Source organism: Acidobacteriota bacterium (assembly GCA_026393755.1).
Lineage (GTDB): Bacteria > Acidobacteriota > Vicinamibacteria > Vicinamibacterales > JAKQTR01 > JBAXOX01.
In genome coordinates this window covers 103,414-122,049 of record JAPKZO010000005.1, presented here as the reverse complement: position 1 = coordinate 122,049, position 18,636 = coordinate 103,414, and the positions used below count along the sequence as shown (strand labels likewise).

General features: G+C 62.7%; 7 protein-coding genes and 1 pseudogene. 2 read left to right on the top strand and 6 right to left on the bottom strand.

Annotated features, from left to right (window positions below; genetic code table 11):
• Positions 1 to 8: 8 nt before the first annotated feature.
• Positions 9 to 545, bottom strand: a complete 537-nt coding sequence (locus NTV05_01695) for a hypothetical protein (protein ID MCX6543107.1) — start codon at positions 543 to 545, stop codon at positions 9 to 11.
• Positions 546 to 666: 121 nt separating this feature from the next.
• Complete coding sequence (locus tag NTV05_01690) at positions 667 to 795, bottom strand: hypothetical protein (GenBank protein MCX6543106.1); 129 nt, start codon at positions 793 to 795, stop codon at positions 667 to 669.
• 169 nt (positions 796 to 964) lie between these two features.
• Between NTV05_01690 and NTV05_01685 the strand changes: the two genes are divergently transcribed.
• Both NTV05_01685 and NTV05_01680 read left to right on the top strand, forming a co-directional pair.
• Positions 965 to 1,387 carry a hypothetical protein gene (locus tag NTV05_01685; GenBank protein ID MCX6543105.1) on the top strand — a complete coding sequence of 141 codons (423 nt, stop codon included), beginning with the start codon at positions 965 to 967 and terminating at the stop codon, positions 1,385 to 1,387.
• 25 nt (positions 1,388 to 1,412) lie between these two features.
• Positions 1,413 to 2,012, top strand: a pseudogene (locus NTV05_01680) (dienelactone hydrolase family protein).
• Between the two features lie 39 nt (positions 2,013 to 2,051).
• Here NTV05_01680 and NTV05_01675 read toward each other — a convergent pair.
• The 4 genes from NTV05_01675 to NTV05_01660 all read right to left on the bottom strand — a co-directional run bounded on the left by NTV05_01675 (position 2,052) and on the right by NTV05_01660 (position 18,294).
• Positions 2,052 to 2,750: a hypothetical protein gene (locus NTV05_01675; GenBank protein ID MCX6543104.1), complete on the bottom strand. Its 699-nt coding sequence runs from the start codon at positions 2,748 to 2,750 to the stop codon at positions 2,052 to 2,054.
• A 1,375-nt stretch (positions 2,751 to 4,125) separates the two neighbouring features.
• Positions 4,126 to 6,147 (bottom strand): SIR2 family protein, encoded by a 2,022-nt coding sequence (locus NTV05_01670; GenBank protein ID MCX6543103.1) that lies wholly within the window; start codon positions 6,145 to 6,147, stop codon positions 4,126 to 4,128.
• 179 nt (positions 6,148 to 6,326) lie between these two features.
• The gene (locus tag NTV05_01665) at positions 6,327 to 9,974 is read right to left on the bottom strand and encodes an insecticidal toxin protein (protein ID MCX6543102.1); all 3,648 of its coding nucleotides are present in this window, start codon (positions 9,972 to 9,974) and stop codon (positions 6,327 to 6,329) included.
• Between the two features lie 19 nt (positions 9,975 to 9,993).
• Positions 9,994 to 18,294, bottom strand: coding sequence for a neuraminidase-like domain-containing protein (locus tag NTV05_01660; protein ID MCX6543101.1), 8,301 nt, complete (start codon positions 18,292 to 18,294; stop codon positions 9,994 to 9,996).
• Positions 18,295 to 18,636 lie beyond the last annotated feature (342 nt).

Sequence of the window (18,636 nt, the reverse complement as noted above, 5' to 3'; positions counted from 1 at the left end):
GGCGGCGGCTACGACAACGTGACCTCGAAGACGCACCGCTTGCTCCCGCCGAGTTTCGACTCCTTGAGTGTCGCCTTGACCGGTCTTCCGAAGACGCTCTCGAACGATTCCTTCTGATACCCCACCGAGCAGTTGCAGAAGAAGGGCAGTGTTCGCTTGGCGTCCACCAGCGGGCAGCTGCATTCGCCTTCAGCCACCGCAACGGTGATGATGCCCTTCTCCTTGTCCCACGAGAACTCGGTGCCCCAGTTCTTCCTGGCCGTGGCGAAATACCCTTCGGGATCGCCCTTGAACTTGGCGGCGAGTCCGCCCAGCTTGGCGCATTCCCGGCCCGTCTTCTCGAGGATCTCCGCGCACGCGGGCGCCGTCGGTCCGGCGGCCATGAAGCCGACCATCTTTGACACCTGATAGCGGGCGAATGCCAGGCGCTGGTCCGGGGCCTGAGCCGTTGTGGCCGCCAACACCTCGGATGGGTCGAGCACGCTCAGCACGCATCCGCACACCCCGAGCCCGCACGCGCTCTTCAGAAACTCTTTTCGATCCATTTCTCCTCCTTCCCGAGCGTTGTTGTCCGCCGCTCGGTGATTCGCTAGGAGGATTGTCTGGACTCCGTGACCCCAACGCAGCCCAAATGTGACGGGCGCGGGAAAAGAGGGGATGAAACCACTACCGCGCGACCTTGCTCAGGATCGTGATGCGAACTTCGTTGCCCGTATCCGCGAGTTCCACTTCCGGCGCATTCGTAGTCGCCCAGCCGGTCGCGTGCCTTCCGGCACGCGGCTGGCGCGTGTTCATCCTGCGTTCTCCTGATTCGGTCACATTTCGGCTGCATCTCCGCCCTGGGTGACGGACAATCCAGGGACGGGCGAGCCACGTCGCAGGCGTTTCTTCGCGGCGACGGGCGATTCTTCCGCGGCGCTCCGCGACGGGCAGCCCGCCGAGTAAACCGATAAGGAGGTATCCGATGCGCCGAATGGCATTGATTGCGGCGAGTCTGTGCATGGTCGCCGCGGCCGGGTCCCCGCTTCTGGGGCAGACGGCCGACACGTTGAAGAAGCTGAACGCTGTCCTCGCCTCCTCGTGCTACAACAGCCCAGTCCTTCAGCTCTCCGCCGATGGTACCGTTGTCCGAAAGGATGCCGGCGGCGGGATGATGACGTTCAAGCTCGCGGACATCGAGAGCATCACGATCGATAACGACCGCGGAGCCCATGTGTTGCTGATGTGCAAGGCGGGCTCGGCGTGCATCGAACGGATCGCGGCGCCTGGCGCGACCATGACGTCGATGAACCTGCTCGCATTCAGCATCAACCCGTTTGAGTTGGGTGACTCAGTGCTGCGTCTCTTCCAGGAACTCCACGCGTCCATCGTGAAGACGCGCGGGTGATTGCGCCGAATCGTACCTCCCGAAGGACTACGAGGCGGATGCCGTCAGGAAGTGGCCGCTCGTGATCTACCTGCACGGAGGCTCGGACAGAGGGACCGATCTGAAGAAGCTGTACTCATCCGGGATTCCCGATCAGGTCTACAGGGGACGGGAGTTCCCGTTCATCATGCTCGCCCCGCAATGTCCGGAGCATCTCAGGTGGTCGACAGATGACTGGTTCGAGAACTTCTACAAGGAAGCGGCCGCCAGGTACAGGATTGACGCCGACCGGATCTACCTGACCGGGCCGAGCCTTGGCGGCTCGGGCACTTGGTACATCGCCGCACGGTATCCCGGGACGGTCGCGGCCATCGCCCCGATCAGCGGATTCACGAGCCATCTGGACTACATCGACAAGAACATCGACAAACTGGTGGACATGCCTATTTGGGCCTTCCACGGGAAGCTGGACACCGTCGTCCCGTTCGGAGAAACGGAGCGAATCGTCACCAGGCTGGAGGGAAGGAACCGGATTCTGAGATTCTCGGCCGAACCCGACATCGGCCACTCAATCCACTGGCAGATCTATCCGGGCCGGGAGATCTACGACTGGTTGCTCCGATACGACAGGAAATCGAGAAAGTGATGGCCCGCGCCCGCGAGCCGCGATTCTTACCAGGCCGCGTCATACGACCGGGGCGTCCAGGCCGATACGGACGAACTCCCGTGCCCCGGGGATTCGCGCCTCGAGCCCGGCCGCGAGAGTGTTGAGCATCTGGATCAGGTGCCGGCAGATCTTACCGTGCGAGACGCCAGCCAGCTTTTCCAACGCGGCGCGGGAGCGATCGATGCTGATGAGCGCGATCTTCGCAGAGCCTTGCGCATCCTCCAGCTCGCCGAGGATACCGCGATCGGCCCGCGCGGCGGCCACGAGCGCATGACCAGCTCGTGCCGCGAGAAAGACGTGGTACCAGGCGAGCACTTCTTGGGGACATGGCGGCCGGCCAAGAACACCCGACGCGGGCGGTCTCCAGCCTGTTCTGGTCAAGAGGAACGCGGCACCGACGGCGAACTGATTCGCAGTACGGACCATCTCCTCGTCAGCGAGGATGGGCTGGTATTCTCGCTTGGCGTCTCCGGCCAACACGGCATCGAGGCCACGCGTCGTATCGCCGTCCGCCGCCGCGACCTCGCGCGTGAAAGCGATCAGGTCCTTCCTGTCCATAGGGGCGGCGGCTCCGCGCCGCGCCTCCCATTCCCGCTTGACGCGATGGGACGCGCATCGGGCTGTGACACGGCAGTACTCGCACCAGTCGTCGCAATACTTGTAGACGCCTCGAATCTCTTTCACCGAAGAACTGGCGGTCATCGTGGCTGTCGACATGGTTCCTCCTCGAATGAGTGCTGCAGTGGCCACCAGCGGCATGCAGTCCGCCCGTGCAGAAAGCACCGAGCGTGCCATCCCGGAATCCTGGGACAGGCGGAGGATCGTCATGAGCCGAGATGCAGGAATGATCAACGTGGCCGGGGCCTGACGCCGCACGCTGGTGCGTCTCCTGCACACTCAAGTTGATCGTCCCGCGGGGAAGGATGGCAGAAATCTCAATCGGGAGGTCTGCGAGCGGTGGCAGAAACTGCCAAGACAGCACGGCGATCCGACACCGCTCTCTTCATCGCGTGAGCCCAGTCCCGCTCCGGTCGCGGAGGACCCGTCTGGATCTTCTTCGACAATGCCATCCCTGTCGCGCTGGCTCGCCGACTCGGTTCGCTTCTGCTGACGGAGACAATGGAGGGACGGCGGGATGTCGGGCTCGATTCGGTGGACGGCGCCACCCTCGCGTCACCACAAGGCCCCGCCTCCTGTCGGACCGCTGCCGCAGACGATGGAGGTAATGCCCGGCAATCAGCTCTACATCGCGAAGGAGGGTCTGAACCCTGGTCTCCGGGACAGACTGCGTCGCCTTGCGGCATTTCAGAACCCTGAGTTCTACAAAGCACAGGTGATGCGGTTGTCCACGTACGGCAAGCCTCGCACCATCGCCTGCGCGGCCAGAAAGAGGGGATTCGAGCCCAACGACTCGAGCCACGACCTCAACGCGGCCCACGCACTTCAGCCCCAGACCTGCGGCGACAGAGAACACGAATTGGTCGCCGGAGTCCCCTGGAGTCGACCCCGGTTGTGGAGACATTGTGGAGACGCGTTGCCTCTAGATGGCGTCCTCGAAAAGGCAAGTCATTGATAGAAAAAGAGTTGGTCAGTGGAAAGGCAGCCGGACGGTGTCAGCGGGGAGGTCCACCTTCGCAACGCTGCGGCTCGATGCAATCCTCACGTTGCTTCGGCGAGACAGACTTCGCGTGTCAGGTGGCTTGCCAAGACGAAGCTCACCCGAGGCTCAGGCAAGCCGAGGTTGAGCGAAGTCTGGAGGCGGCGGGAGTCGAACTCTCAGGAGCACCTTTTTCGCAACCCATTGATGGCGTCCGACTTCTGGTCTAAGTGCTTGCTGGAAAAGAAACTACCCGCCGTCTTCCGAGTGCGCCCGCGTTCTCCCTGGTCCTCTCAAATCGACCCCGGTTGTGGAGATATCGTGGAGACGTCAAACTCGCCCCCGCGCGCTCGGACCGTAGCCAGAACACCTACTCGTGGGGACACTCGGTCGTAGAGCCGGTCGGCCTCCCAGGCACCTTGAGCGTTTGCTGTGGCGCATTTCTATCCGCATCGCGCGATCCTCGCGCGAGCTCAGACACTCCGATCCTCCAGGTTATTCCCTCTGCCCTGAACTTAGGTAGTGCGCCAGCGTCTCGCGCCGGGCGAAAAGACCGCTCTCCTCCGCGGTATCCAGCGCCGACTGGAAGCTCTCTAACGCGTTCACGTCTCCCCACATCATGCGTCCCTGCCCAATGGCCTCGTGCAAGTGGGTGGCCAGAACTGGAAAGCGTTCGAGCCCCTCTGCGACTTGGTCCACGAAAGCCTGCGCCTGATCGAACTGGCGCAGGTCCATGTGAGCCTTCGCCAGCTGTATGAGCGAAAACAGGACCCACGGATCCATTCCCTGGTTCCGGAAGTGCAATATCGCCTGCTCCAGATGCGCGATCGCGACCTGTGCTACCGATTCGCCGCTCGCTTCACGTGCGATGGCGAGTCCGCCGACTCCGACATGCCAGCGTCCGATGGCCAGCTCGCGCATGCCCAGCGCAAAACCGTCACCCACTCGCACGGCGTCCGCGAACTCGGCATCGTCCGCCGTGAGAAGTCCGGGAACGTCCTCGGACGTTGCGCTTAGGAGCAGGGCGTGGACGGCGACGACGCGAGCGGCACGAACAACGTCGCCGCTGCGACGTGCGCCGTCCAGCGCCCTCTGAGCGGTGGCCACGCCAATGGACACCATGCGCTCGTTCGCATTCAGGACGCAAACCTGGGCCGCAGCCAGCCAGGCGTCGGCGAGCTCCTCATCCGATCGCGGCTGAAGGCCTTCCCACTTGCCCTCGAGGATTCCCCTCAGCAGGGTGATCGCAATGACGCTGGCCTGGTGGCCGTCGTTTAGCCAGAGCCATAGGCACGCCAGCCACGATGCCGCAGCGAATCCGGCCTCACTGCCGTGGAGCCTCAACAGGCTCTGAGTCGTTTCGACACTGGCGTTGCTCTGGGCGCCGTTCATGTCGGGCACAGCGACGAACCGGCCCCACGCAGCGCCGAGCCGTCCGTATTGGAGCTGCATCGTGCAGTAGTCGGCTGTGCCCCTCTCTTCGTACAGTTCCTTCCGGACGAGGCGATCCAGGATGCGTACGGCAGCGTCCGCCTGTCCGATGGCCTCAAGGAGCGCGGCCAAGCACAGTCCAGCGGCGACGGGGGACAGAGCCTGCGCCCACTTCTTCAGGTTCTCCTCGAATTTGGCGAGTCCCGCCGTCGTCTCCTCTCGGTTCCACACCGGCTCCGATATGCCGAGGGTCTGGCAAACTGGTGCGAGGTAGCCGGGAACCGTCGCAATCTCGAAGTGGCCGTTCGTCCCGTACGCTTCCTTAAGGATCTGCGCGCCCCTGCGCGGGCCGGAACTGCCAGGGTGCACGAGGAAGGTCGCGCCGGCGCTCCTCCGCGCACCGGCCACGAGCCCCAGATAGGACGGGTCGGCTTCCAGGTCGTCTGCCGAGAATCCCGCATAGACCCAGTAGCCGGCACACAACTCGTTCAGACAGGCCACGAGGTGCTGCGAGCGCCCCAACTTGCGCTGCTTGAGCGTGTCGATCATTGACCGGTGATCGCTCACGCATCCGTGGATCTTGATCACGGGCAACGGCCCACCACCGGCGCGGAGGCGCTCCAGCATCCCGACGTATCCGGCATCGTCGTACGCAACTAGGCACGCTACGCCACGCTGCTGCAGCGCGCGTTCGATCAGCCGATCGAAGTTCGTCGTTACCACGGCTCTGAGTGCGCCGCCGGCCGCCAGCGCGGCGATCGCGTCGTGTGAGGAGTTCACGACATCGACATCGAGAGACTGGAGCGCGCGGAAGTAGCGGTCTCCACACATCTCCTCGATGAGCTGCGCCTGGTAGTCGGGAGGGAACCTGTCGGCGTCACGCTCCGCCGCGATCACCGGCATGAGCTTCGACAGCCAACCAGGCCTGTCGACGGATGATTCGAGTCGCCGACAAAGTGCGGACGCAATGGCGGCATTCAACGCCTTCCACCCGGGAAGCGCAGACGGCCTCCCGGCCGACACCCCCGCCCCGGCCAGCACAACGACAGCGCCCTTTCGTGCGGACTCTTCGAGTTCGTCGGGCATAACCCCCTGGGACCGCTGGCGCCCGCCCGGCGGAGAATACGCTCCTGTTAACTTAAGCGAACGGCCGTTGGGACGTTACGGTCTGCAAGCGGGAGTGGTCCGGCCCGGCTCCAAATGATCGCCCCGAGATCGAAGGCTTCTCCTCGTCGGCTTCGACAAACCAGCCGGAGCTCCCCAAGTCACACTTTCCGCCACGTTACAGCGAACCACAGCTCGCTCATAGCGTTTGTCTTGAAGTAGAGGTCCAGCTCCCCGGTCGGCCCGTCGAAGGTTGAGGGGAGCTTGTCGAGTTCACACTCATGAATACCACCGAGCACGGCGTTCTTCTTCAAGACTCCGATGGCGTCTCCGCCACGCTTGTCTTCGAAGACGTTCACAGCGCTGTGCAGGCCGCTCGCGAAGAGCCTGACAGCCTTCACCTCGTCGAGCATTCCTTGGCTCCAAAACGGGTAGTGCACCTCATCCAGTTTGATGGCCAGTTTGAAGCCGTTATCCTCAGCGGTGGCATTCTTGAATGCCGCCCACTCGGACGAGAATTCGTGCCGGACAGAAAAGAGCCGTACTGAGCCGGCGGCGCGTGCCTCTTCAATCGCGACCCTGACGTTCTCCGCCGCCGCCGTCTTGAGCTGCACGCCACCGTCGCGCGCCGTGTACTGAATGTGCAGCACGACGTCGGAAATGGTGTCGTAGTCGAAGAGCCTCGGCTCCCCCTTGCTCGGGTTGGCGGGCAGCTCGAGCTGCCAGTCGCCTACGGCGCCCTTGCCTTCGAATAGCCCACGCTGGATGCCGTCCAAGGTGCTGCGCTCGGGCTCGAACCGTCCGCTGTCGTTGCTTCCTCGGCTCGCGACCATCGATTCGAGTTCGTAGTCGTCCTCGAACCTCGGATCCTCGTCCCCGTTGCGCGCGTAGCCCTCAGTCGCCACGGCGCTCTTGCGGACTTGGCTCTTGATCAGCCGCAGCGTGCAGTTGACACCCGTATAGGGACCAGTGACGCACGGAATGCCCAACGCGACTGAGTGGATGCGGCGGAAGTACATCCCAGGGAGGTTGAGGTCAAAGAGCTCCTCTGGAACGGAGAACGTGCAGCGGCCCGTGGCGCGCAGCTGGATGACGGCCAGAGGGTCCAGTTCGAGCAGGCTTGCATTGAGGTACAGATTGGCCTCGTGTGCGGACTCGCTGTGCGCCATTTCCATGCGCTTGATGTCGAGGTGCAGCTTCTCGCCGGCGAGCAGTCCTTCCTTCCCGCCGAGGTATCCGGGCTGCACGAAGGCGAGGCTCTTGTCGCCCAGTTCATGCTGCAACGCGCGCTCGGCCTTCTTGGCGACCTCGAACGCGAACTCGTAACACTGCCGGTACACGCCCTTCAGCTCTCGTTTCATCCAAGCGTATAGAGCCTGATTGGTGTTCTTGCCGCCCCGCTCGCCCTTGAGGAACTCCTCGATGCGCTTGCTCTGCTCGATCTGCTTCTTGTGGTTGCGCCATTCTTTCTCGGCAATTGCCTCGCGGATCCATGCGGCCACGTATTGCCGGTAGATCTGGTTGATATCCCCTGCGGCCAGGTTGCTCTGTAGCGCCCAGTCCTGCTGCCTGCGCGCGTAGCCGCCGATCTTTGCGGCGCGGCCCGCCTCATAGCCGCGGTGGGCGCCCACCGCTCGTGAGATACCAGCTGCAATCTGCAGCACAGCCGCGATGTCCGCGCCGCCGATGCTAAAACCGGCACCAACGCCGAAGGGCTTGATATCGGTGGCTATCGTCGGGATCGGGCGCAACACCGCAGCGATTGTGTCCAGCGCTGCCGCTGTGTCCTGCGACCTTTGTGCATCGGCGAGCTTCTCGAGCTCCTCCACTTCGTAGCTGCTGAGCGTCTCGATCTCGCCGCCAGTCGTTCCGCCCGCCTTCTCCGAGATGTCCATCTCGATGGCGCGCCGCGGGAGATCAGGCTCCTTGGACTCGAAATCCATCTTCGCCAGGCGGTCCTTGGACAGGTCGAGCTCGTCCGGGTCGACAATCTGGATGTCGCCCTCCTTCGCCCCAAGCAGCATTTCGTAGTACTCGTAGCGCTCGACTGCGTTACGGAACGACTGCCGCAGGGCCTCGCGCGACTTCGCCGCCTCTCGCCATTGGGCGTACTTCACGGACTCGGAGAGCGCGAGGATGGTGCCTTCGTGCTGCGCGCGCATTATCGCCAGGACCTCGCTGTCTTCCTTCTCCATCGCTGCAAGCAGGTTTGCGCCTAGGGACTTAACCTCCTGGCAGAGCTCGGCCGCCTTCTGTGCCAGGTACTGGAATCGCACCAAAGGCAACGGCTGGGTCAGTCCGGCGACGACTGCGGTGACATCGAGCCCCGCCGCTACGCCTTTCGCGAGCAGAGCCGGGTCGATCGGTGGCTCGAACAGCGGAAGCTGCCGATAGGCGCCGGCGAAGTTGAGGCTGTTGCGGATCTTGAACAGCCGGTCCGCAACCGTGTCCCAGTAGCCGATCAGCTTCTCGTTCGCAGGTGCACAGAAGTAGAGCGCTTCCCGGCCGACCCCGGCGAGTTGCTCGATCGACGCGCCATCCGATCCCGCTTCCGTCGTGACGCCGGCGAAGGGGAGGTCGGATTCAATCTCGGTCAGGACGTTGCTGAAGGCGTCGAACGCTCTTCCCGACTCGCGCGCATCTCTCTTCAGCGACGCGTAGGTGGCGGGTCCAACCTTGCCCTTTCGTGGTACGACCTGCGGTCGGGGTCCCAGAATGCCCGCCGCCTCGACGTACCGGTCTGCCGCGTCATCGACGGTTTCCGGCCGATCCTGTCGGAATAGGCTATCTCCCCAGGCGACGAGATTGTCCAAGTACGCCATCACGGCCTTGTGCATGTAGGCCGAGGGACGGAAGCGCGCGACAAGGTGCGGGCGAAATGGGTTCGCCATCCACCTTTGGATACATTCAACAGTCCGCTGCTTCAGCGCGAGATCGGTGCCGGTCGAGAGATTGACGAGGATGTCTGCGATGCTTCGCGTGTCGGTGGTCCGCAACGGCCGGAATTTCCAGTAGCGCTCGGGGGTCAGGCCATCGCTATCATCGGTCGGATCAAAGATGTACTGGAACCACTTCTGTGCCTCGTCGAACCGTTCATTCCGGCTGAGATGAATCGCGACCGCGAGGGGGATGTGGTAGAAGAGTTCCCAGTTGTAAACGGCATATCCACTTGCCGGACCGACCGGGTCGAACGCAAGCTCCCTCATCGGGTACGGCGGCCGAACGAGGGCGGACGGACGGTATCCGAGCCACGAGAAGACCGGCTCGTGGAGTTCGGGCCGCGGTTGCCATTCGACCAACGTGAGCGTTGTCCCAGCCATGAGTCCGAGGGTCGTGCTGGCTCCAGCCAACTTGAGCTCGGGGTTGAACGTCAAGAGCCGCAGAAGATGCACCCCGGTCAAAGTGACCTTGGTCCCCGCGGGCAGCGTTCTCGCTATGTCCTCGGTCATCCGTACGGGTACGTTCTCGAGGTTGAGACTCAGCCTAACATCTGCCGGGAGCGCCACACGTACGCCGAAGGGCAGAACGCCGTACTTGCCGTCGCCCGTTCTCACCGGGATTCCTTTGCCGGCCGTGGCAAGACCTCCCTGCTCGTCCCTGACCAGGATCAACTCCGTGTTACCGGTGTCGGCCTCCTGCACGTTGGCAACGCCGCCAACTCGCGCGCCGGCAGCACCGGCGAGGCGCGCGACGAGCCTGTCAACGAAAGGATGAGAATGGGGGTAGAACCGGAAAGTGACATCACCTGCGATTGGCTTCGGCTCCGATGTCCCCGGCAGGAAACGTTGAGTCCGCGCTATTCGTGGCATCGTACCTCCTGCGGTCCGTTCATCGAATCACCTTCAGCATGAACGGGTCGTCAAGGCGAAACCTCGGCGCCCAGCCGTTGAATTCTCTCAGGCCTTTGTCATGACTTGGCTGGACGAAGAACGCGTTGGAGCCGTCCTGATAGAAGAAGGGCTTTGAGTGCACCCAGGTGTACTGTTCCGAAGAGTCTACCGAGTCCACTCCTGAGTAGTCCGGGAATGTCAGACTGGCGCGATGCGCGCTCCTGACTGTCGGCAGAGTAGGCATCCCGAACTTCGTGAGAATCTCCTGCTGGTCGATCTTGAGCGGATCGCCGACGCTGTACCTTGCGAACTTGCGGCCTTTGTGCTGATAAGGAATCCAGGGCCAAGCGGGGTTGGGCACCAATTCCGGGGGGCAGTTCCTGTTCATGAGGCGAAATGCCTTGCCGAAGGTGTAATCGCATTCGCCGAAGGCAGTCCTGTGGGCAGGCACCACGACAAACACGACTTCGGACCTGTCGGGTGAGCGCCCCTGTTCCGAAACGACCCTTCGATATATCTCGAGATCGATGTAGTAGGAGCAACTGCCGACGTCAGGGACTTGCACGCTTCCGCAGTACACTTTCTTCAGGTACGAATCCCAGAAATGCGAGAGCCATTCCAATGCAAGCGTTGCCGCATCAACCGGAACGGTGACCGAGTACCATTGCTCGAAGGTGCTGACGTTGAGCACCGACTTCGGGATGTACTCGGCGCCGACGTTCAGTGTTCCGTTCAGGCAGAAACGGATAAGCACCGCACCGTCGGCGCTTTCCTTCGCGGCAGAGACCGACGCTGAAGCGGTGTCGTAGACGGACAACTCCGGGCCAAAGTCCGGGTCGACGTATCCGCTTGCCTGCTGCGAGCCCCACTCACCCTGGAAGTGATCACACCAGTTGAGCTGTACGTCCATGCGCTTCCGCGAGATCTGGCTGGGGACTGACTTTGCCATGTCTTCAAACGCCTTGTTCCCGCTGTTGTTGTCCTCAACTGCCCGCTCCATATATGTCAGCCAAAACAGATGCACCCTCTGCTTCCAGACGATCACGACGAGGTTGTTGCCCTGAATCTCAACCGGCACTGGCTCCCAAGGCGTCCACTCGGAGCCGTCGTAGCTGCGATAGAAGTGTTTGTGCGGAGGGTTATGCGTACGGCCGATGGCGTGTAGCGTTCCTGGACGCGGATCGTCTTTCCCCTCCATGTATGTCGTGACGATGTCCAGTCGGGCGATCTGTTCAAGCCCCTTCAGGTAGGCGAAGTAGGCATCTTCCGCCAGTTCGTCGGTCACGTCGCCCTGCAGGAGACTCGCTTCCAGATCCTTGAACAGGTGCGTCTTGTCGTCCCGGAACTCAGGTTCAAGCCAGTTCTGTGGGAACAGCCAGATCTTTCGATTTGCCTCGAAGACCCGGTAGTGCTTCCGCCAAGCCCACTGGTCTTTATTAATGGCGGCAGGCGAGACCCAGGGCTCTTTGCCGTCGAGACAACGTTGGACAAACCTGCGCACCGATTCCAGCGCGAGGCGAATGCGAGAGGTTCGTACCACCGGCTCCATCTGCGGGTCTATCAGGAAGTGTTCAAACAGCGCTTCGGCTGTCGGGAACCGTTCCGGGTCGCTGCCCATAGCCGAGGCGACCAGCGCATCGCGCTTCATACGCCTGAGACGATCTGATATCGGCTGCACGATGCGCAGCCAAGCCTGCGGATCGTAGTTCGCTCTTACGGCAGAGCGCAGGTGTGTCGCGATCGGGAAGCCGCTTTCGCCCTCACTGACGATGGCCATCGTTCTGAAAAGCTCGTCGGCCGACAAGCCGAACCGTTCGACAATCTGCAAGGCTTCCCAGATCCTCCAAAGCCCTTTCTCGTTGGCGAAATCGCCCCGGGCCTTGAGCTCCAGCTCGCTACTCACCGACACGGTTCTGGCATCGATGAGGCCGAACCTGGTCGCGATCTTCCGTACGACTGAAGGATTGCGTTGCGTCAGGTCGGCCATCCGCTTCCAGGGTGCGTCCGCGTCTGCGTTGGAGGACTGGCTGGCGTCGTCGGGTTCGCGCAACGGATTGCGCGCGCTCTTCTCGACGCATTCGAAGATGCCGATGAGTTCATCCTCGCCGCCTGCTATCTCGCGCTTCAGGCGGGCGTAGTTGATCACGCGCAGGATCTGCTCGAAGAGCGATTGTGGTGATGGCAGATCCTCGTCCTCTGCCGCGTCCGCAGCCATTTGCTCGATCGGCAGCGCACCCCAGTCGAGCCCGTCGAAATCGTCCCTGTGGCTGAGGAGATAGCGCGCTTCTCTGCTGTTGAGTTCGAGTGTGCGGACGATCTGCAGCGCCTTGCCCATGAGGATCCTGGCACGCTCGAACCCCTCGATCGCGGCCGCCGGATAGAGAGTGAGACGACTCAACGGGCCGCGCGGCAGGTTCTCGCCGAGCACCTCGAGACGCGCTTCGCCATTGCCGAGGTTCCTGAAGAGAACGCTCAGGCGATAAGGGACGCCCCGGTGGAGATCGACGAGTACGCCCACCTCGTCGGCATCCGTCTCGGCGGTATGCTCCACGACCACTGGTTCGGGTTGCAGATCGATCCTGAACTCAACGCTCGCTGCCTCCTTTTCGACAAAGGCGAAGAACCGGTAGGCACCGTTCCTGGGCACTTCCAGGAATCCCTCGAACCGGGCGCTTCTCGCGGCGGTCGGCCGAAATGTCTCCGCGGTGCCTGGGTGAAGCTCAGTGGTGTCGATCGAAGCGGTGGTAAGCGGATCGTCATTGATTCGGGTCGCCTGCGTCGCCGAATCCGACCGGAAGTAGGTCGCGCTCATCCCACTTCCTGGGAACCGGGAGAAGGAGTCGAGCACCGGCCTGTTCTCGCGGTCAGCCATAAGGGTGGAATCGCCAAGCAGTAAAGCGGTCGTGTCCGGATCTGCGGCGAAAGTGGAAGCCAGGCTCTCGGCCGCGAACCGGTGGATGAGGCTCCGGCGTACTACTGCCGAGACCGATTTCCACAGGTCCACCCTGCCTTGTTCCAAGGTCTGCGGGAAGGCGCCGAGTTCCGGGGCATCGAAGATGCCGTCAAAATCCATGGCGTCGAGAACACCAGCGCGAAGTCCTTCGACAAATAGCTTGCCCTGGGTCTGCACGCTGGCAGGCGACACGTCTTCCGAAGACGTCTTCCCGAGAAGCCGCGCCGCGACGGTCGGGTGTGAAGCAACGTCAACCAGGTCGTCGCGTTTGGCGTTGCCGAGCAACCCACGATATGAGAGTTGCTGCTCACCCTGCGCGGCATCCGCCGGATCCGGTATGAAGGATACCCATACCGCGGGCTCGAGGACGAAGTCCCTCGGGTCGAGGCTGTCGATTGCCCTGATCGGAAGACCCGCCGCGAACTCTTGATTGGCGGCAGCACGTCCTACGCATGCCTGGATCACGGATCGGGCAACGACGGCGCCCTTCGTTTGGACGTCGTCGAGCAGGCGTGCCAGAACCCCTTCCACCGGGCTTCCTTCCGTCAGTTGGAGAATTTCGGCCTTCTGCTCGTCGAGCAAGACGCCGTAGTAGCCTAAGCGTTGCACGCGCCGGGCCTCGTCGTAGCTCGCTCGCAACGGGTACCTGCCCGAGAAGAGGCCGGGGAATGCCTCCGAGTCGAGCTTCTCGTCGGGATCCACATCATCGGCGAGCGCTTCGTTCTCGAAGGCGTCGAGGATCATCTTCACGGCCTCGGCGAAGGCGAGGCGCGACTTCTCTGCGAGTTCGTCGAGCATTTCCTTCAACCGCACGCGGAAACTACCCACCTCGGTACCAGCCTGCACCGAGCTCCTGAGCGCCTTGAGCCGCTCTCGGCTCAGTATCCCGCGACAGGTCATCCGCAGCTCGCCCCTGATGTCGTCGTAGTGCGCCGAGATCGAGGCTTCCCCGTCGAAGAGCGAAAGGCGCGCCCTGCTTGCCTCGGACAACTCGGTTGACCATGTCGCCACGACCTGCTTCTCACCCTTGAGGACGTCGAAGACCTCCTTGGCGGCCGCGGGACTGAGGTAGAGCTCCATCATTTCCAGCAGCAGGTCATCGGTCACGGCGGCCGGGTTTTCCAGCGCCTGGACCTGGACGTCGATGTTTCGGATCCCCTGCGCGGTCGCCCGGGCAAACGCCGACATCGCGCCGATCTCCCCGCGATACCTGCCCACCGGGTCGAAGCGGTGACGAAGCAGGTAGTCAAGGACCTCCACCTTGAATCCGCCTTGCTTGATTGTTGTAGCCGCCGCAACGAAGCGGATGGTCTGGCGGAACGGATGGTCGTCGTCCAGCTTGGTGATGTGAGCAACCTCGAGCGGCTTGAAGGGATTCAATCCCGACAGCGCCTTCAGCGTGATGAGCTCTTTGATGGATAGCTTCAGCAACTTGCTGAGCAGGCCGTAGCGGTATAGCAGCGAGACGTTGGCGAGCGTCAGTTCTGTGGCCAGGTCGAGGCCGGCATCTTCGAGCACGCGTCGGACGTCGCCGTCCTTTAGCCCCAGCGCGCCCTGGAGCACGGCGAGCTGTCCCTCCATCTTCACCTCAGGGTTCTGGAGGTATTCGCCGAGAGGGTCGTCAAATATGGGGTCCGCGTCTGCCTCACGGACAAGGCTCGGCGCGAGAAAGAGCTGCGCGTAGAACGACGCCCTTCCCGACGTGGGGATATCGGACCACAGGCAGATCAGCTTTTGCAGTCCGTCCTTCCCCGGATTGAGCTCTTCGGCGAGGTACTTGAAATGCGCCAAGTACAACAGCGCAGTGCGAAAAGCGTCGGCGCGGTTGTCCTCGGTCACGGGAAGGGAGGCCTTCGGCCAGAAGGCCGCCAGTGCCATGTCGGTTTCCTCGATGGTCCAGCCAAGCCTGCGCCACAGCCTTACGAAAAGGTTGATGCGGAGGAAATCGAGGCTCTCGGCGGGATGGTCTTCCGCCGCCTCGGAATCCGCGTACTCTAGATAGGTGTTTCCGAAGTCGCAGCGCACGACGCGCGGATCGAAGCCATGCCGGTCGCGGAGAACCAGGGCTTCTCGGAACTTGGATGGCCAGAGCTTCTCCAGTTCCTCCTGGGCACTTGTGTGGCGGGCCGCAAAGGACTGCTGGTACTTCAGGCCGAGCTCTGCGAGCCGCTCCTCGAATAGGCGCTGTGTCCCTGCGTACTCCGACGTGCCGGGAGCGGCAGCGGTACTGCGGTTCTCGAAATACCGGACTGCATCCCCGACCTCAACGCCGAGCTTCCAGAGCAGGCCGAGGTCCGGCAGGCCGGGATTGACGAAGCGCGTCTTGACGACGTCCACAAGTTCGCGGTAGGTGACGCCGAGCCGCCGCGAGAGGGTCTTCGCCGAGCGCAGCTCGCGGCCAGCCACAGTGGGCGACGCGTAGCCGTAGAGCTCGTACCAGCCGTGCCCCGACGAGCCTGTCAAGATCGCGTATTCCGACGGCGAGAGGCTCAGGCATTCTGCGCAAATCTGCGCCCGGTAGTACTGCCGGGGTTCTTCGCTGGCAAACAGTTCCAGCTCATCGACCTGGCGGAAGGCCTCCAGCGCCTTCCACATTGGAGTGTCAAAGTGGTCAAAGAAGAGGCGCACTGTCTCCAGCCAGAGGTCGAACGGTAACGCCAGGGGATAACAGTCCTCGTCGCGCAGCTTCTTATAGGCATCGGGAAGGAGATTCTGCGGTTCGGCCAGCAACTCCGCGGTCGTGGCCTGCCCCGTGTCGTACCTGACGTAGGACTGCATCAGGTCGTCCTCGGGGGTGTCCGCGGCCTCGGGATTGAGGAGCCAGTACTCGAGGATCTCGTTGACGAGGTCTATGTAGGGAAGGGCCGTGTGCGTATTCTCGCAGGTGAGCGGGATGTGGGGCAGGTCCGGCCTGTGTCTCAGGAGGATCTGGTACGGCGTCAGTTCCACCAGGGGGGGGTCGGCAGGGTGCGCGGAATTCCAGGTCTCGAGCCTTTCCACACTCGTAAAGGGATATGGTGCGCCGCCGTGCCGCTCCTTCCAGCCCTGCGTGAAACCCGCCCAGGACTCATTGGTACTGTCGTAGGGATTTGGGTCCGCGTGCTCGAGGAACCGGAGCAGGTCAACGAAGTACGCCGCCGGGCTCAAGACCGACCGGCAGTCCTCGCACTCGCAGAAGTCGGTCGAGCCAAGCAACTGCTCGAGCGTCGGATACTGGGAAACGAGCTGCTGCATCGCCATCCGGCGCGGATTGTCCGTCGCAAGACCCTCACCCGAGCCCGTCGTCGGGTCCCCGGAAGATCCGGAAACCGCGGCGGCCGAGGGACCCTCCAGGGTCTGTGCGATCGCCACGACGTTGAGAGCGGTAGCGTGGATTAGCGCGGCCTTCCGCTGCACCAACTGCGCCAGGCCCGCCAGGCGTTCTTCCGACACCCGTCCCTGCTTGAATGCGGCGAGCTTCTTTCCTTCGCGCAGGAACGATTCCTTGAATACCTGCGGAGAGAACGCGCTCACCTCCCTTGCCGAGTGGAGGCCGAGCTTGTAGAGCACCTGAAGCACCTCCCCATCGGGGGCAATCTGTGAAAGGCGTACGAGCGTCTTCACGCATTCCACGACGCGGCGCTTGAACCGAGCCTCCGCCCGTCCCCCGAATCCCGCCTGCTCCTGCTTCACGAGCGCGGCCAGGGAGTTGCGCAGTCTGGCCGCATTGGCCGTTCCGCCGATGGCCTTCGCGAATCTCGGGTTCCTCGATTCCTTCTTGAGGAAGCCAGACACGGTCAGCCGCTGCAGGTCACTGCGCCGGAGTGCCTTCGTCACGGCCGCTTTGGCTGTCTTCGCCTCTCCTCCCCTTAGGCCGCTGAACATCTCCCGTGCAATCTGCTTCCAGTTGGCCTGCATGAAGCGGAGGGCCGCGCGCCGGTCGAGGTCCTTCCGCTCGCCCGCGATCATCTCGGCGCGCAGCTCTCGTGTCGGAGCCACCCTCTTGAAGAGGGAACCCTCGTTCTCCTTGAGGAACCGCCCCAGCGCGGTTCGTCCGAGCTCGAACCCCGCTCTTTCGGCGTCGGTGAGGAAATCGACCACGTGGCCGCTGATCTCGTCGTGCTCCTTGCGGCTCCTTCCGAGGAGCAATTCGGGGTCTCTCCCCTGGATCCTTCGCCGCAGCGCCTGCAGCGGATAGCTCTCGCGCACCTTCGCAGCCATCTCGACGGCATAGCTGCGGACGCGTTCCCGAGCAGTCTCGCCCGGAAAGCCTGGCGGAACGAGGTCCTCCTGTTTCTTGCCCTCCTCGCGGGCGACCTTGGCGACCAGGGTCTCCCACTTGGCGGCATCGTCGTACCCGCGGTCTGCCAGCCAGGCAAGACCAAGCGGTGCGGCCGCCTTCCTTGCCTCCGCCTGCAGCCGCTCGACGAGCGTGAGGTTGTTGAGCGTGAGAAAGCACAGCTTGCCCTGAAGCCTGAGCTCCTCGATCTGTGGCGCCGGAAGCTTGTCCTGCAGCGATTCCCAGAGCGCGGCGTCGTCGCCCTTGTGCGTGAAGTAGGTCTGGGTGAAGGTGTTTTGCTGAGAAGGCGTCAAGCCGGAGATCTTAAGGAGATTTGCATAGCTCGCACTGGAGCCCGGCAACTTGAGTGTCGGCAACGTCTTCTGCGCGAACTTCGTGAATGCCTCTACAGCAGCCCGAACGCCGCCCTTGCCTAGCGCCACCTGGCCCGATGCTGCCGCCTCGGTCAGTGTCTCCTCCACCGTTCGAGGATCGACCATACACAGGCGCTGAGGTTCGCCGGGCAACCCAGAGCGCATGAGGGCGTACAGCGGCTCGACCTTCATGCCTGTATCCGCCTTGAGCTTGACCGCCATCGCGGCCTGCGTGATCAATGCGCGATTGACCTGCGCCGACTTGGAGAGCAGCGTGCGATCGCTCCTCTTTCCGTCCTCGTGCAGGTTGGCAAGTGCGTCGAGATTCGGAAGGTACGGGGCGAGGGACTCCTTCAGTCTCTCGTACTCGGTCGTCGGACGCTGGACCTGCCCCATCAGCTCGATATTGAGCACCAGATACCTGGCCGCGTTGTGCTGTACCTCCGAGATAGAGGACTCCCTCTGGTTCCTGCCGTTGCCCCGAACCGACCGTACTTCGGTGTTGAAGACCTGCGCGGGCTCAGCCTGCGCGGAGACGCGATTCTTGCCCACCCTCTTCGGCTTCGGTTGCGGATGGTAGTCGAGGGAGTAGTAGCCGCCCTCCTGGGTCAGGCAATCGCATAGCATGACCGGTGCAGCACCGAACGCATGATGGTAGAGTCGGAGCCGCAGCCCCTTCTGGGCGGGACGGTTTCGCAGCAAGATGCGTCCCACGACAGAATGCTTGCCAGAAGCCTTGGTTGCAGTCTTCGTCAGAGCGGCAAGCGTTGCGTCATCATAGATACCTGTGGGTGTCAGACCGCTAGCATTCTGGAAAGCGAGCAAGGCATCGTGCGTTCCAATGCCAAAGTCGCTGGCGGCAGCTTCCGTAAGTGGAACGTCGTTGCCGATCCAGCGCAGCAGACCCTGGACCCGCTGCACCTCCGGCCCGCTGGCGTTCATTCCGATATTCATCGCGGAGTTCGCCATGTGACTGCCTTTCCTGGAAACAGAAGAAGTCGATCACGCCGACGCTGAACTTCTGCGCTTCCACCCTCATGCCGTCACGCGCCTCAA